Source organism: Ruegeria sp. AP12, from assembly GCF_056540025.1.
In genome coordinates, this window is the sequence record NZ_JBQFVZ010000002.1 from 415,282 (window position 1) to 431,097 (window position 15,816).

Genomic DNA, 15,816 nt, shown 5'->3' on the forward strand with positions numbered 1-15,816 from the left:
GGTTGCCCTGATGCACCACCTGATGCAAACTGATCTGCGGAGGAGGGATGTGCCATGACATCCAAAACCGCAGGGTCCACGCCACCGGACAATCTGGCGCCGCAGCAGCCAGCCGCGCCCAAGATCAACAAGGTGACAGCGGATGACATCACCGCATCTCTGAAAGCCGGGTTTTCCGACTTTCTGGCGCGCCCTTTCATGAGCGGTTTTTTCGGCCTGTTCTATGCGGTTTTCGGTATCCTGCTGGTTTGGTGCCTGATCTGGCTGGGAAAAATCTGGATGATCATCCCCGCCATTGTCGGCTTTCCGCTGGTTGCGCCGTTTGCTGCTGCGGGTCTGTATGAAATGTCCCGCCGCTTGCAGAAAGGCCAGAGTTTCGGCTGGTCAGACATCCTGACTGTCATGGCCAATCAACGCAAACGCGAGATGGGTTGGATGGCCTTTGTCACCCTGTTCATCTTCTGGGTCTGGATTTACCAGGTTCGGCTTTGGCTTGCGATCATACTGCAGAATGCGTCTTTCTCGGATTTCGACGGTTTTTTAAACACCGTTTTCTTCACGCCACAGGGCTGGACCTTCCTTGCTGTCGGCACCTGCATAGGCGCGTTGCTGTCAGCTGTGCTGTTTGCGGTGACTGTCGTTGCCATGCCCATGTTGCTGGACCGGGAAACCAATTTCGTGTCGGCGATGCTCACGTCCATTCGGGTCGTCAACGAAAGCCCGGTGGTCATGCTGGGTTGGGCGGCGATCATCTCGGTCACGATGTTGCTGTCGATGGCCCCGGCGTTTCTGGGCCTGATCTTCACCCTTCCCATCCTTGGGCACACCACATGGCACCTGTATCAGCGGGCGGTGACACCGGCGGAGGGGTGATCCATCCCAACCCGGATCAGCAAGATCACCCCTATTCCCGGCGCTGCGGTGCTTTGAACAAATCCTTGCGAAGGGTCATCAGCGCGCCGGGGTCGATTTTGGCCTGAATAACAGTTGTTTCCCCCGAGGCTATTGCCTGTTGCAACGCAGGACCCATGCCACCGGGGCCATCGACCCAGATGCCTTTGCCGCCACAAAGTTCCGCGAATTTGTCAAAGCGGGGGGACTGGATTTCAGCCCCCAACAGACGTCCGCCATAGAACTCCTGCTGATAGGCTTTCTCGGCCCCCCATGCCTCATTATCCAGAACCACGATCACGATGGGCAGATTGTGTGAGATGGCGGTCTGGATTTCGATCATCGTATACCCCACCGCACCGTCGCCCATGACGGCAACAACGGGCCGGTCGGGGGCTGCGGCCTTGGCCCCGATGGCGGCGGGCAGGCCAAAGCCAACCAATCCGAAATCCAAAGGGGTGATCAGCGACAAAGGCTCATAATGCGCCAGCCGATCAGCGGCTTGAAGGCAGGTGTTGCCGGTGTCCAGCGTGACGATGGCGTTTTCGGGCAGCGCGTCGCGCAGCTCGCCCAAGGCACGGCGGGGATGCATGGGCAGGGTCTCGATTGCTGCTTCCTCGGCGCGCTCGGCCCGAAGGGTCTCCATGTCGGCACGAAACGCATCACGCCATGGATCGCAATCAGGTTTAGCGGCCGCATCGGTCAGGACCTCGGCAGTCAGGCGCGCATCCCCCTGGGCCGCAATTTCAGCCGGGAAATAGCGCCCCACCGCAGATCCGTCGATATCCACATGGGCGATCCGCGTCTCGGCCCCCACATAATCGTTTGAATGAAAGGTCGAGTTGAACCCCAGCCGTGCCCCAAGCACGACCATCACATTCGCCTCTTTCGTCAACCGGCTGGCCACCCGGTTGCCACGCGGCCCGGCCTGCCCCGCAAACCACGGGTGTCCGTGGCGCATCACGTCGGCATGGCCGGTTGATGCAACCACCGGCACCTCAAGTGTCTCGGCCAAAGCGGTCAGCGCGTCTCGCCCGGCGCTCCATTTGAAGCCACCGCCGGCAAAAATCACCGGGCGTTTGGCTTCACCCAGAAGCGCGGCGATGGCGGCAACATCTTCGGAGGCCGCAGGACCGGGCCGGGCGATGTTAACTGACACCGGGTCAACCGCAAGCACCTCAGCCGCAAACAGGTCGCGCGGCACATGCAGCACGACCGGCCCACGACGGCCCGAATTTGCCAGCCGTATTGCATCTTCCAGCATCGGGACCAGACGCGACGGGTCCGTGACCATGACCGAGCGTTTGGAGATCGGGGCAAACAGCGCCACCTGATCGACCTCTTGAAACGTGTCCTTGTGTTGATCGGCCCGCGTGATTGCGCCTGCGATGACGACCAGCGGGGAATAGGCCAGATGCGCCTCAGCCACGGCGGTGACGATATTGACCACGCCCGGCCCGGCCTGCGCGCCCAGAACAACACCGGGCTTGCCGGTCATCCGCGCCCAGGCATCGGCCATATGCCCCGCCGCCCGTTCATCGCGCGCACCGACATACGCGACCTCGCCCCCCTGATACATCGCGTCATACAGTTCAAGCATCGAGCCGCCCAACAGGCCGAACACGGTGTCGATCCCATTGGCCTTGAGTACGCGATAGACGGCCTCGCCGCCGGTGATGTGGGTCATGGGTCTAGTCCTCGGATCGGGGTCTCAGATTTTGTGGGTCAAACAGGGCGTCGTCATGCACGGTCACGGGGATGGCACGGTTCAGGATTTGCACGCTGAGGCCATCGCGCGGGGTGCCTTTGCGCACGAACAGCCAGCCCAGCGACTTGCCCACCGTATAGCCATACCCGCCCGAGGTGGTCAGACCAACGGGCATGCCATTCAACAACACAGGCTCGCCGCCATGAATGTCGATGCCGTCGGCACGGAGTTCCGCATAGAAGAGCTGCCAGTCCGGGTCGCGGGCTAAAAGGGCATCCTTGCCGATGAAATCGCGACCTTCGACGCGGACAAAGCGGTCAAGGCCAACGTCGAACGGACCGACATCCGTGGTCAGCTCGCCGCTGGCGCGATAGGCTTTCTCCATCCGCATCCCGTTGAACGCGTAAGAGCCCAGATCGACCAGCCCGTGCTTGGCACCAGCCTCAAACAGCGCATCATAGAGCGCGCCGATCCGGTCCAGCGGCGCGTGCAATTCCCACCCAAGTTCACCCACAAAAGACACCCGCAGCGCATAGCAGGGGATGCCTGCAACGGTGATCTCCTGCCCTGACAACCAGGGGAAGGCAGCGTTGCCGAGGTCAGCCTCCGTCAGTTCCGACATGATCCGGCGCGACGCCGGTCCGGACAGGGCCAGCATCCCCCAATCGGCGCTGCGATTGACCATCTGCACGTCTTCACCGGGTCGGATATGGGATTTGATCCAGTCAAAATCCGGGTTCGCCCGCGCGATGGCGGAACCGCTGAAATAGCGACCATTGGCGATGCGCCAGATGGTGATTTCGGTCTCGAACCGGCCCTTGGGGGTCAACAGGTGGTTGAGGCTCAGCCGCCCGTCTGTGGCGGGGATTTTGTTGGCCGATAGCCGGTCGAGCAAGGCACCCGCATCCTTGCCGGTGATCTCGAACTGGGCAAAGGCGCAGAGGTCGATCACGCCAGCGGCGGCGCGTGTGGCTTTGGCCTCGGCCATGGCGTTTTGATGCCAGGTCTGGTGGCCCCAGCCGATCTGCTCGACCTCGCCGACCGCACCGAAATAGCGCGGGCGCTCCCAGCCAGCGACCTCGCCAAACACCGCGCCCTTGGCGGCCAGCCGATCATAAAGCGGATGGCGGTTCAGCGGGCGCAGGCTGTCGAACTGCTTGCCGGGACAGGGCGTGTCATGGCGGCGCATGAACTCGTCCTTGGTGCGTTCGACGATGAAATTGTCGGTGCTGAAATCGCCATAGCGGCGTGGGTCCATCCCACGGGTGTTGATCCGGGTTTCGCCATGCACCATCCAGTCGGCCAGCACCTTGCCAGCCCCACCACCCCATGCGAGCCCGATCGAAGACCCGCAGGACAGCCAGACATTCGGCGCACCCGACGGCCCCACCAGCATACCGCCATCCGGCGTATGGGTGATCGCCCCGCGCACCACACGCTTGATCCCTAGTTCCGCCAGTACGGGCATCTTGCCGAATGCCACCATCAGAAAATCGCCAATCGAGTCGTAATCGGCCTCGAACAAATCATTCTCCGCCGCCCATGGCGCGCCTTGCGGCATTTCCCAAACCGTGGGGCAGACATGGCCTTCATAAATCCCGATCAGTCCCGATTTCTGCTCCTGCCGGATATAGCCGCCAAAGGCATTGTCGCGCATGACGGGCAATTCCGGACGGTCGAGAAACTCGGGCACCGTATCCGTGACCAGATAGTGATGCAGGCAAGACATTGACGGGATTTTCAACCCGAACCATTCCCCCACCTGATTGGCATACGAGCCTGCGGCGATCACCACATGCTGGGCCAGAACATCACCCTTTTCCGTCGCCAGACGCCACATATCACCCTTGCGCGATGCGCCGGTGACGCGGGTGTGCCGCTCGATCCTGGCCCCCCGCGCGCGGGAGGCAGCGGCCAGCGCCATGGTGACACCGGATGGATCGATATGGCCGTCTTCAAAGGTCTGCACGGCGGCCTTGATGTCAGAGGTCCGGTAGAAGGGGTTGCCTTTGGCCACTTCCTCGGGCCCGACCAGTTCCATCGGCAGATCAAGCAGCTTGCCGACCCCCATAATCGACTTCATCCAGTCGACCTCATCATCGGTGGTGGCGATCCGGAAGCCGCCGACCTGATGCCAGCCGATGCTCTGGCCGGTCTCTGCCTCGACGCGCTTGTAGGTCTCGATCGAGGTTTTGTTGATCCAGCCCGCGATCCGACTGCCGACCGCATGGGCGATCTGGCCCGCCGCGTGCCAAGTGGAGCCGGAGGTCAGTTCGGCCTTTTCGAACAGGATCGTGTCTGTCCAGCCGTTTTCAGCCAGCTGAAACTGGGCGGCGACGCCCATGATCCCGCCGCCGATGATCGCGACCTGAGTGGTGCGGGTCGTATCACTCATTGGAATGCCTCTTTGGCGGGTTTCAGGGCGGCGCGGGCGGTAAAGCGGGTGCAGGCGATTTCCACCTCCACCGCCCATGTGCCATCTGCGGTGGAAGATTTTTCGTCGAAAAATCTCGGCGTGCCCGAGATCATCGCCAGCGCAACGGATCGGCCAAACCGGTAACTCCACGCGGCGGAGGTGATCTGGCCCGCGACCTTCCCTTCGAAATAGACCGGCTCGTCATGGATCGGAATCGCATCCGGGTCATCGAATAACAGTGAAACGGTCCGGCGTGCGGGCGTGTGATCCCGCAACGCCTCTTCGCCCACAAACCCGGTGACCATGGCGCAGAATGCATCCAGACCGGCCTCGTGCGGGGTGGTGCCGGGGGTCAGCTCGTGTCCGAAAGCGCGGAACCCGCTTTCGATGCGAAGGCTGCCGCTGGCGTAAAGACCCGCGTGGCTGGCCCCGGCAGCTAGCAGCGCCTCATACGCGGCCATGGCCATGTCGGTCTGGATATAAAGCTCGTACCCCTCTTCGCCGGTGAAGCTCAGCCGCCCCGCCCAACCACGTGCAAGGCCGATTTCGACCGGCGCGAAGTGAAAGCGTTTCAGATCGGGGACCGGCATGTTCGAGGTTGCCTGCAAAACGGAGCGCGCCTGTGCCCCGGCCAGTCCCAGAATGGCATAGCCGCTTGTCACGTCGGTAAATTCTACCCGGAAATCGCCCCGTGTCTCGCGCATACGCTTGAGGACGCGCACGACCTCTCCCGCGCCGGTGATCAGCAGATAGGTTTCGGGACCATGGCGCTGAACCGTCAGGTCGCTTTCCACCCCGCCATGCGCGTTCAGGATTTGACTGTAGGCGATGCGCCCGTCGGGCATATCCATCTGCGCCGCGCAGAGACGATTGAGAAAGGCGCAAGCGTCCGGTCCCTGAACCATGATCTTGCCAAAGGCGGACTGATCCAGAATGGCGGCACCGTTGCGGCAGGCCTCGACCTCGGCCCCGACCTGCTCGCGCCATGCGGGCACACCGAATGTCAAAGGCAGGTGCGCGGCCTTGCCGCCGAAGTGCACGGCGCGCTCCCAGCCGCCGCGCGATTCAAACTGCGCCCCCGCAGCCACCAGCCCGGCGTGAATGGGGGACCGGCGCTGACCGCGCGCGCTGTCCATCGCCCGACCCGGATAGGGGTTGTCGTAATGGCGGCCCAGCACCTCGGGGATGCGGGCCTCCAACGCGCCCAGCACGTTCATCTCGGGGCTGAACCGGCGAATATCGGCCTCGTTCAACTCCATGGTCGGCTCGCCCGCGATGATCCATTCGGCCATCGCCTTGCCCGCCCCGCCAGCCAGCGCGATGCCGGTCGAGTTCATGCCCCCCATCAGGAACAGACCCGGCACCTCGGGGCTTTCGCCCAACATGAACTGACTGTCGAGGGTAAAGCTTTCGGGCCCGTTCAGCAGCATCCGCACCTCGGCCCGCTCCAACGCGGGAATCCGGCGCAGGGCGTTTTCCATCATTGGCATGAAATGATCCCAATCCTCGTCCAGCAGATCAAAGCTGAAACCCTCGGGCAAACGGTCCAGAGGCAGACCCTTGGCGTTGGGTTCAAAGCAGCCCACCAGCAGCCCCTCGACATCGTCGCGGGCATAAAGGAACGCGTCCTGATCGTTCAGCGTCGGCAGATGCGCCCCTTTGCCAAGCGCCTGCACCTCGGGCAGGGGTTTGGTCAGGATGTAGAAATGCTCGCAGGCATAGAGCGGCATATGGGCACCGGCCATCGCCGCCATCTCGCGGGACCAGAGGCCACAGGCGATCACCACCTCGTCGGCCTCGATCACATGATCCCCCACCGCGACGCCTGCGATACGCCCAGCCTTTTTCCGCAAGCCGGTGACAGCGGTATCCTCGAAGATCCGCACCCCCCGTGCCCGTGCGCCTTTCGACAGCGCCAGCGCCACGTCCGAGGGGTTCACCCGCCCATCCGCCGGGGACCAGACCGCGCCGATCACGTCATCGGTTTCAATCAGCGGCCACAGTTCTTTCGCGCGGGCGGCATCGACCACCTCGGCCTCAAGGCCAAAGGCACGGCCCAGCGAGACCTGCCGTTTGATATTGGTCAGCCGGTCCGGGTTGGTGGCCAGCGTCAGCGACCCGGTCTGGGTCCAGCCGGTGGCTTGGCCGGTTTCACGCTCCAACTCCCTATAAAGATCAATCGAATAGTTGATCAGCTTGGTCAGAGTTGCCGAGGGCCGCAGGCGGCGCACCAGACCGGCAGCGTGCCACGTCGTGCCGCTGGTCAGTTTCGAGCGTTCGAGCACCACGATATCCGTGCGCCCCTCGCGCGCCAGATGATAGGCGATGGAACAGCCGATGACGCCGCCACCGATCACAACCGTGCGGGCATGGGATGGCAGGGTCATGGCATTACCCCGTCGCGGATCATGTCGCACAGCGTGGCGCGAAACGCCTCCAGCGCCTCATAAATCATGTGTGGCTCATGCGCCGCCGAGGTGACACCGGACGTGTAGGACATCATATCCACCCCGCGTGCCACCAACCCGTCGCGATAGGCTTTGACCGTCGATTTGGGCAAGCCGCGTATCTGAGCCGGGCCAAGACCGTCCAGAGAGTCTTGACCAAAGAACACATGAAAGACCGAGCTGTCGCCATAGGCCACACCGGCAACGCCCAGATCGGCCAAAGCGGTATTCATGCCGTCCCGCATCCGTTCGGCCATCGCATCGGCCTTGGCCTGAGCCTCGCCACTGGCCAGCAACGGCATTGCGGCGCAGGCTGCAGCGGCCACCAGCGGTGAGGCATTGAACGTGCCCTTATGACTGACCGCTGGTGCGATGCCGTCGCGCATGGTCGTGTTGTTCATCAACTTCATGATCTCGGCCCGGCCGCAGACCGCACCGCCCGGCAGACCGCCGGTGACGATCTTGGCCAGCGTTGTCAGGTCGGGCAGGATACCATCACGCGCCTGTCGCCCGCCGGGGGACCAGCGGAACCCGGTGATGATCTCATCAAAGATCAGCACCACACCCGCCGCCCGCGCCACGTCGTGCAGTGCCCGCAATGTCTCGCTCGACAACGGAACCGATCCGTAGTTCGCCCCGGACGCCTCGATGATGACCGTTCCGATACGATCATCTCGCAGCGCATCTGCCATCGCGTCGGGGTTTGCCGCGCAGACATGGATCAACTCATTCACCGCCTTTGGTACGCCCAGCGACGCGGCATGATTTGTTCCCGGTTTTGCACCTTTGAGCGCGTGGTCGTGCCAACCGTGGTAATGCCCATCCACACGCAGCACGTGGTCCTTGCCGGAATACGCGCGGCCCAGACGCAAGGCGAGCATCGTCGCCTCGCTGCCTGACGCGGTGAACCTCGTACGCTCGGCGCAGGGGTATAACCGATTGACCCATTCGGCCCAGAGGATCTCAGCCTCGTGACAATCGGCACTGAAGATCGACTGTCCGGCCTGCCGTCTGATCGCCTCGATGATCGCAGGATGGCCATGGCCCAGCAGTTGGCTGGCGCTGCCCATCTTGAAATCGATATAGCGGCGGCCTTCGCTATCCCATTTCTCGGCCCCCTGCGCATGCTCGATGTAGACAGGATGCGGATCGCGATAGCGCAATTCGTGGCTGACACCGCCCGGAAGGACCGCGCGGGCGCGCTGGCTGAGGTCAGAATTCTTCATTCAGGTCGTCCGATTTGGGTCCGTGTCAGACGGATGTCAAAACTGCCACGCAAGCTGCGGTCGATGTGATCGGGGATATGCGCAGGGAAGTGGCTGTTCAGGATCTCACGCGCCCGTTCGCGGGCGACGTCGCCGATCCTTTGTCCGCCGTGTTCCTCCCAGTCACGCGGGGCCCGACGGTCGCCGATTTCGGGGTAGAAATAGTCCGACTTCATCCGGCTGAACGTGTGCATTTCGCCCAGGTAATGACCCTCTCCCCTGCACACATCCGCAATGACATCTGCAGCGATGTTTTCCGGCGTGGCCTCGATCCCGCGAATGGTGCGCAGGATGTTGCCCAGCAGATCGTTGTCACTGACATAGGCGGCATGGCTGACACCCAGAAGGCTCGACATCATGCCCGCCGCCTGCGTGACGATGTTCGACCCCGCATGGGCGGCCATGGTCACGGCCAGTGATTTCTCGGCACCGTATTGGGCGTCCAGTCGCTTGGCATCGGTGATCCCGGCAATCGAGCTGGTAGGCAGATCCCAGTGCCGCCCCATCTGTGCCGCCCCCGCCATCAGGATCGCCTGCTCGCCGCCGCCGCCACTCATGGATCCGGTGCGCAGATCAGCCACAAGCGGTTTGGGCGCAAAGATCGCCTTGACCTCGGGATCGACCAACCGCGCAAAAACCAGCCCGGCCAGAGTTTCCGCCACCGCCTGCACCAGCGACCCAGCAATCGTCGCCGGGCTGGTCGCCCCGGCCTGACCGGCGCTGATCAGCTGAACGGGAAACCCTGCCCTGATCGCAAGGTCCAACACCTCGCAGGCCTCTTCGGCGAAGCGCATCGGCGGGACCACGTGGCAGACCATGACAGTCAGAAACGAGCGGGCACGAAACGCGGCCTCACTGCCTGCGATGCTGTAGCAAAGCCGGGCGATCTGGGCGACGTTTTGCGGTTCAGTGATCGAGATCGACACATGCTTGGACGTGCCTGCCAGACAGGCATAAGCGGTATTAAGGTCCATCACGGCGGGGTCTTCGATATCCCGCGCCACGACCGACCGGCTGAAATGATGGATATTGTCCATCTGATCCACGATCCTGGCTGCATCATAAAGGTCCTGCAACGTGGAATCGCGATATTCGTGCGTGTTAAGGTCGAACACCCCCGGAGCCGCCCCGCCGGTTGACATATGCACCCGCGATCCTTCGATTTTCAGGTCTCGGTCGGGGTGCTGTCCACAAAGCGAGAACCCACGTTGCGCCCCGTCAATCGCCCAGCGCACCAGATCGGGCGGAAACAGCAATCGCCCGTCACCCGTCCGCACACCGCCCGCCGCGACAACCTTGTCGATCATCGACGGGGTGGCCTGACTTAGACCAAGCGTTTCCAGCAGCGCAAAGGCAGAGGTTTCGACCAACGCCACCTCATCCGGGGAAAGCGGTTTGAGACGACCGCCCATGACCCCCGGCCAGACAGGCAGAGAGCCTTCGCTTTGCAGGGTGTCCTTCAGCCGGTCTTTACGACCTCGGCGGCGGCTGGGTTTGACCATTGACTCATGAAGTTTGCTTTTCGTCGAGATCAGGCTTTCATATCCAGAACACGTTTACAAAGGCAGCTTACTCAGCAATAGATGAGTAAAACTATTCAATAGGCTTGGCATGAAACCGTCCCTTCCCGCCTTGCGCGCCTTTGAGGCCGCCGCCCGGCTGGGCAGTTTTCGCGCCGCGTCCGAAGCCTTGTCAGTCACCCCGACGGCGATCAGCCACCATATTCGCGGGCTGGAAGATCGGCTTGGCACCAAGCTGTTCGTGCGCAGCGGTCGGGATGTCACACTGACCGAAGACGGCGAACGACTTGCAAACGCCGCCGCTCAGGCCTTTGGGATATTGGACGAAGCGGTGCGCACGCTCCACCGCCGGTCCCGCAAGGTGGTCCGCCTGGCGGCCGGCCCGATTTTCACCGCGCGGTGGCTGATGCCAAAGATCAGCGATTTCTGGGCCTCTCACGCGGATATCGAGCTTGAGGTTCTGCCCACTTTCGAACCCGGAACAAGCGTGCGGGAAAACCTCGACATCGTGATCCGCTGGGACCGCATGGCCGAGACATCGGGTGACGCGATCAAATTACTTGAACTCAGCCCTGTCGCCATTGCGTCCAAGTCATTCCTTGACACCCACGGCCCCATTAAGGACCCGAAAGACCTGCTGAATTTACCCCTGCTGCACCAAAGGAACCACTGGGGATGGCTGGATTGGTTCGCAGCCATGAACGTGCCCGTCCCAAACCGGCTGCGCGGTTCGATCTTCCAGGACGCAAACGCCCTGCTGCGCGGTGCTGCCGAAGGGCAAGGGATCGTGATCGGCTGGCTGCCGCTGATCGATCAGGACCTTGCCGAGGCACGGGTCGTTCGCCTTTTCGATGAAAGCATCCCCCCCACCCATGCCTATTTCGTCGAGGTGCGCGGAAGCCGCCCCGTGAGGCGGGAGGTGCAGCAGGTCGTGGACTGGCTTGCGGGCTGATGCTGCGCTATTGCTTGCGGATTGAAGCGCGTTTGATTGTGGTCGTCACACGAACCTGTTCACATAATTCTCCAGTATCTCCTGACGCCCTGAATGTGGTTCGGGGTTGATCCCATCCCGCAAGACTCGGGCGGCAATGTCGTCGAGGCTGCTGTTCAACATGGCTTGCGCTGAGGGTGAGCTCCAATTGGAATACCTGTCAGAAAGCGCAGCATCCAAGCCCCCGTCTTCGATCATTGCGGCAGCGGCCCTGAGACCTCGGGCGCAAATATCCATGCCACCGACATGCGCGGCGACAAGGTCTTCTGCGTCAATCGACTGACGGCGGATTTTGGCGTCGAAATTCGTGCCGCCGGTTGTAAAGCCCCCCGCTTTCAGAATGTAGTAGTAGGCCAAGGCCACATCGGGCGTGTTGTTGGGGAATTGATCCGTGTCCCAACCCGACTGATAGTCGTTTCGGTTCATGTCGATGGACCCCAACATCCCCTCGGCCGCGGCAACTGCGATCTCGTGTTCAAAGCTATGACCGGCAAGGATTGCGTGTCCCTGTTCGAGATTCAGCTTCACTTCGTCCGCCAACCCGTATTTCCGCAGAAACCCGATGCAGGTTGCAGCGTCATAATCGTATTGGTGCTTGGACGGCTCTTGCGGCTTGGGTTCGACAAGAATGGCACCCTTGAAGCCGATCTTGTGTTTGTATTCCACGACCATGTTCAGAAACCGGCCCATATGGTCCAGTTCGGTCTTCAGGTCGGTATTCAGCAGGGTCTCATAGCCTTCGCGGCCACCCCAGAGGACATAGTTTTCGCCGCCCAGCTTGTGGGTTGCGTCCATGCACGATTTCACTGTTGCCGCCGCAAACGCGAACACGTCGGGATCGGGATTGGTGCTGGCCCCGGCCATCCAGCGTCGGTGGCTGAACATATTGGCCGTCCCCCACAGCAGTCGGGTGCCGGACGCCTGCATCTTTTCACCGATATAGTCGGTGATGTCTTCCAGCGTTCTCAGATTGTCGGCGAAATTGCCCTGTTCGGGCCGAATATCGGCGTCGTGCCAGCAAAAGAAGGGCTGACCCAAAATCTCGAACAATTCGAATGCGATATCCGCCTTCATCCGGGCCCGGCCCATATCGTCCTGCGGATGCCAAGGGCGTTCGAAGGTGGGTCCGCCAAAGGGGTCTCCGCCCTCCCACGCGAAGGAATGCCACCAGGCGACCGCAAATCGCAGATGATCTTCCATGCGTTTGCCCATGACCACCTCGTCCGGGTCGTAGTGGTGGAAGGCCAAGGGGTTTTTGCTGTCCGTACCCTCGAACTTGATCTGTTCGATCCCGTCGAAAAATCCGCTTTTCATTCCTGCCCCCTAGTCCGCCTTCTGACCGGGCTGTTTGCCCAGAATGATCATCGACAAAAGATCGTCATCGGTGACGTCTGCGATATCGACAGTTCCCACCAGTTTCCCGTTTTTCATCACCGAGGCGCGGTCGCACAGATCCATGACCGCGTGCACGTCGTGATCAATCAGGAAGATCCCGATGCCCTGCGCCTTGAGTTGATGGATCAGATCCGCGACCATCTGCGTTTCATGCGGGCCAAGCGCCGCGGTGGGTTCGTCCATGATCAGGATGCGGGCATTGAAATAGACGGCCCGTGCAATCGCCACAGACTGTCTTTGGCCGCCCGACAGCGCAGACACCGGATCGCTGAACTTCTGAAAATTCGGGTTAAGCTGCGCCATGATCTTGCGGCATTCAGCCTCCATGGCGGCGTCGTTGACCAGCCCAAAGGGCGTCGTCATCTCGCGCCCCAGAAACAGGTTCGACGTTGCATCCAGATTATCGGCCAGCGCGAGGGTCTGGTAGATGGTCTCGATATTATTCGCCCGCGCATCACGTGGGTTGTTGATCTCAACCGGATTGCCATCAATCAGGATCTCGCCATGATCCATTTGATAGGCACCCGAAAGCACCTTGATCAGCGTCGATTTCCCGGCCCCGTTATGGCCAAGCAAGCCAACGACTTCGCCGGGGTAAAGATCGACCGATACATGATCGACCGCCTTGATCCCCCCGAAGGAAATCGAAATGTCGCGCATTTCGACCAAGGGCGGCGCACCGGTTCCGCGAGCGGATGTTGAGGGCGTTTTCTGCGTGTCCTGAGCTTGCATCACTTTGCCCCCAGTCGCTTGCGGTAGACGATGTCGATATAGACGGCCAGCACAAGAACGCTGCCGACCACGATGTTCTGGAACGGCGCGTCAACGCCAACCATGGCCATGCCGGACTGAAGCGCCTGCATGATCAATGCGCCAAGGATCGCGCCGTAGATTGTGCCGATGCCACCGGACAAGGCGGTCCCGCCGATCACTGCCGCCGCGATGACCCTCAACTCATCCAGCGTACCGATGTCGTTCGAATGGTTCGCCAGCCGCGCCGAGGCGACCACGGCGGATACAGCGCACAGGAACCCCATCAGCGCGAAAATCTTGACGGTCAGAAGCCGTGTATTGATGCCGGATAGCTCTGCCGCGTCCGGGTTGCCGCCGGTGGCAAAGATATAGCGGCCGAACCGGGTTTTCCGGGCCACAACAGTTAGGGTGACCGCAACGATGATCAGGATGAGGACCGAGATCGGGATGCCGTACCCCACGACCAATCCCTCGGGCATCTCCTCTCCACGTGCTTCGAACATGCGTTGCAGTCGGCGCGTGGGAATAGCGTAGCTGTTGACAATGTATACATAGCCAAGGATCGCGACAGCGATGATCCCGGCCAGGGTGCCTTCGGCCCAGACGGGTTTGACAGGAAACCCGTGCGCGGATTTTGCGCGCCGTCCGCTCCACAAAGCCCAGATGGCGATTGCGGTGGCGAACAGCCCGAACAGCCAGCTTACCGTTGTGCCCAGGGTTCCGTTTGTTCCGCCGAACATAAGGAAGGTGCTGTCCAGCGGGCCAATGGTCTGGCCGCTGGTCAGGTACCAGGCCACGTTTCGCCAGACCAGGAAACCACCAAGGGTGACAATAAAGGCCGGTATCGTGAGATAGCCGACCAACCAGCCGTGAAAAGCACCGATCACCGTGCCCGCAAGCAGGCCGATCACTATGGTGACCGCCCATGTTGCCGGGTTGTTCAAACCCATCCCCAGCATGTGCGGCAGCAGTTCGGTCTGTGTCATTGCCATCACCGCCGAGGTTGTCGCCAGCAACGCCCCGACCGACAGGTCGATATGCCGCGTGACGATGATGAACACCATCCCGCAGGCCATGATGGCCACTGAAACCGTCTGGATGGACAGGTTGAACAGGTTGCGCGGGGTCAGGAACCGTCCGTCGGTGACGATGTTGAACCCGATGCACAGGATGACAAACGCGCCGATCATGCCCAAAAGCCGCATATCCAGTTCCAGTTGCTGGAACAGGCTGGGTTTTGCCTTTTCAGGTATCGGCTGAGACGAAGTTTCGGTCATTTCCGATCTTTCATTTTCAGCAAGTACCCCCGGCCCAAACAGGGCCAGGGGCTGAGTGGTTTAGTTACAGGGGGCAGGTCCGTTTTCGACGCCCTGACACAGCGCTTCCTGCGAAATCCATCCCGCATCCACGACGACGGACAGGTTGTCCTTGGTAATCGGGACCGGAGCAAGGAAGACCGAGTTCATCTCGGTGCCGCCCGGCGATGTCCAGCTGACCACACCATCCACGTCTGCAGGGCTTGTGCCACTGCTCAGCGCAACCGCAATTTCACCGGCGGCTTTGCCCAGTTCACGGGCATCCTTCCAGACCGAAACAGTCTGTGTTCCCAGTGCAACCCGGTTCAGCGCCGCATGATCGCCGTCCTGCCCGGATACCGGAATACCCTCCATGCCCTGCGCCGTCAGCGCCGCAACAACACCGCCTGCTGTGCCGTCATTCGACGCAACAACCGCGTCCACGTTGTTTTCATTCGCCGTCAGGATCTGTTCCATGTTGCGCTGCGCATTCGCAGGCAACCAGCCGTCGGTATAGGCCTCACCAACGATGACGATGTCACCGCTGTCTACCGCCGCACCGATGATCTCTTGCTGACCGCCCCGCAGGAAATCGGCGTTTGGATCGGTGGGGGACCCCTTGATCATCACGTAATTGCCCTTGGGCATGGCATCAAAGACGGCGCGGGCCTGCATGCGGCCGACCTCGACATTGTCGAAGGTCAGGTAAAAGGCCCGGTCATCCTCGATCAGACGGTCATAGGCAATCACCGGGATACCTTCGTCAGCCGCAGCCTGAACGGCCGGCCCGATGGCCTGTGCGTCTTGCGCCAGAATGATCAACGCGTCCACGCCCTGTGCGATCAGGCTTTCAATATCCGAAAGCTGCTTGGCGGATGACGACTGCGCATCAGATGAGATGTATTCAGCGCCACCTGCTTCCAGCGCTGATTTGATGGCTGCTTCGTCCGTCTTCCATCGCTCTTCCTGAAAGTTGGACCAGCTTACGCCGACCACCGGCTCTGCGAAGGCAGCAGAAGCCAACAAGGTGGCCGCAGCCGAGAAGCTGAGAATTCTTTTCATGATTTCCTCCCATTTGCCGAGCCATCGAATCTCGATTCGCGGCTCTCACAATTTTGAATACCATATTTATTTC

Annotated in this window: 11 protein-coding genes; 2 read left to right on the top strand and 9 right to left on the bottom strand. The window is 61.3% G+C overall.

Annotated features, from left to right (window positions below; all coding sequences use genetic code 11):
- Positions 1-54: 54 nt before the first annotated feature.
- Entirely contained in the window at positions 55-873 is an 819-nt protein-coding gene (locus ACR0E6_RS09940) for a DUF2189 domain-containing protein (protein ID WP_480582731.1), read from the top strand.
- Between the two features lie 31 nt (positions 874-904).
- On the opposite strand, the gene ACR0E6_RS09945 is transcribed toward ACR0E6_RS09940, so the two are convergent.
- From ACR0E6_RS09945 to ACR0E6_RS09965, 5 genes are read right to left on the bottom strand one after another with little or no spacing between them, the layout of a single operon-like run.
- Entirely contained in the window at positions 905-2,578 is a 1,674-nt protein-coding gene (locus ACR0E6_RS09945) for a thiamine pyrophosphate-binding protein (RefSeq protein WP_480582734.1), read from the bottom strand.
- A 4-nt stretch (positions 2,579-2,582) separates the two neighbouring features.
- On the bottom strand, positions 2,583-4,994 hold the full coding sequence (locus tag ACR0E6_RS09950; RefSeq protein ID WP_480582737.1) for an FAD-dependent oxidoreductase: 2,412 nt from the start codon (positions 4,992-4,994) through the stop codon (positions 2,583-2,585).
- A complete protein-coding gene (locus ACR0E6_RS09955; protein WP_480582740.1) occupies positions 4,991-7,402 on the bottom strand; it encodes a GcvT family protein in 2,412 nt (803 codons plus the stop codon). The genes ACR0E6_RS09950 and ACR0E6_RS09955 overlap by 4 nt, the downstream gene beginning before the upstream one ends.
- Positions 7,399-8,688: an aspartate aminotransferase family protein gene (locus tag ACR0E6_RS09960; RefSeq protein ID WP_480582743.1), complete on the bottom strand. Its 1,290-nt coding sequence runs from the start codon at positions 8,686-8,688 to the stop codon at positions 7,399-7,401. The genes ACR0E6_RS09955 and ACR0E6_RS09960 overlap by 4 nt, the downstream gene beginning before the upstream one ends.
- The gene (locus tag ACR0E6_RS09965) at positions 8,685-10,229 is read right to left on the bottom strand and encodes a trimethylamine methyltransferase family protein (protein ID WP_480582746.1); all 1,545 of its coding nucleotides are present in this window, start codon (positions 10,227-10,229) and stop codon (positions 8,685-8,687) included. Before ACR0E6_RS09965 ends, ACR0E6_RS09960 begins: the two co-directional genes overlap by 4 nt.
- Positions 10,230-10,338: 109 nt before the next feature.
- On the opposite strand from ACR0E6_RS09965, the gene ACR0E6_RS09970 reads away from it, so the two are divergent.
- Positions 10,339-11,199 carry a LysR substrate-binding domain-containing protein gene (locus tag ACR0E6_RS09970; protein ID WP_480582749.1) on the top strand — a complete coding sequence of 287 codons (861 nt, stop codon included), beginning with the start codon at positions 10,339-10,341 and terminating at the stop codon, positions 11,197-11,199.
- 45 nt (positions 11,200-11,244) lie between these two features.
- Here ACR0E6_RS09970 and xylA read toward each other — a convergent pair whose 3' ends face one another.
- Genes xylA through xylF form a run of 4 tightly spaced genes read right to left on the bottom strand, consistent with a single transcriptional unit; the run spans position 11,245 to position 15,743 of the window.
- Positions 11,245-12,552 (bottom strand): xylose isomerase, encoded by a 1,308-nt coding sequence (gene xylA / locus ACR0E6_RS09975; protein WP_480582752.1) that lies wholly within the window; start codon positions 12,550-12,552, stop codon positions 11,245-11,247.
- Positions 12,553-12,561: 9 nt separating this feature from the next.
- Complete coding sequence (locus tag ACR0E6_RS09980; protein WP_170452837.1) at positions 12,562-13,365, bottom strand: ATP-binding cassette domain-containing protein; 804 nt, start codon at positions 13,363-13,365, stop codon at positions 12,562-12,564.
- Positions 13,365-14,663 (bottom strand): sugar ABC transporter permease, encoded by a 1,299-nt coding sequence (locus tag ACR0E6_RS09985; RefSeq protein ID WP_480582755.1) that lies wholly within the window; start codon positions 14,661-14,663, stop codon positions 13,365-13,367. The genes ACR0E6_RS09980 and ACR0E6_RS09985 overlap by 1 nt, the downstream gene beginning before the upstream one ends.
- A gap of 60 nt (positions 14,664-14,723) precedes the next feature.
- Entirely contained in the window at positions 14,724-15,743 is a 1,020-nt protein-coding gene (gene xylF / locus ACR0E6_RS09990) for a D-xylose ABC transporter substrate-binding protein (RefSeq protein ID WP_170521563.1), read from the bottom strand.
- Positions 15,744-15,816: the final 73 nt, after the last annotated feature.

What these genes read in the sequence shown, in the direction of transcription:
- ACR0E6_RS09940 (WP_480582731.1), top strand. Translation starts at nt 55, where the DNA reads ATGACATCCAAAACCGCAGGGTCCACGCCACCGGACAATCTGGCGCCG.
- ACR0E6_RS09945 (WP_480582734.1), bottom strand. Translation starts at nt 2,578, where the DNA reads ATGACCCACATCACCGGCGGCGAGGCCGTCTATCGCGTACTCAAGGCC.
- ACR0E6_RS09950 (WP_480582737.1), bottom strand. Translation starts at nt 4,994, where the DNA reads ATGAGTGATACGACCCGCACCACTCAGGTCGCGATCATCGGCGGCGGG.
- ACR0E6_RS09955 (WP_480582740.1), bottom strand. Translation starts at nt 7,402, where the DNA reads ATGACCCTGCCATCCCATGCCCGCACGGTTGTGATCGGTGGCGGCGTC.
- ACR0E6_RS09960 (WP_480582743.1), bottom strand. Translation starts at nt 8,688, where the DNA reads ATGAAGAATTCTGACCTCAGCCAGCGCGCCCGCGCGGTCCTTCCGGGC.
- ACR0E6_RS09965 (WP_480582746.1), bottom strand. Translation starts at nt 10,229, where the DNA reads ATGGTCAAACCCAGCCGCCGCCGAGGTCGTAAAGACCGGCTGAAGGAC.
- ACR0E6_RS09970 (WP_480582749.1), top strand. Translation starts at nt 10,339, where the DNA reads ATGAAACCGTCCCTTCCCGCCTTGCGCGCCTTTGAGGCCGCCGCCCGG.
- xylA (WP_480582752.1), bottom strand. Translation starts at nt 12,552, where the DNA reads ATGAAAAGCGGATTTTTCGACGGGATCGAACAGATCAAGTTCGAGGGT.
- ACR0E6_RS09980 (WP_170452837.1), bottom strand. Translation starts at nt 13,365, where the DNA reads ATGCAAGCTCAGGACACGCAGAAAACGCCCTCAACATCCGCTCGCGGA.
- ACR0E6_RS09985 (WP_480582755.1), bottom strand. Translation starts at nt 14,663, where the DNA reads ATGACCGAAACTTCGTCTCAGCCGATACCTGAAAAGGCAAAACCCAGC.
- xylF (WP_170521563.1), bottom strand. Translation starts at nt 15,743, where the DNA reads ATGAAAAGAATTCTCAGCTTCTCGGCTGCGGCCACCTTGTTGGCTTCT.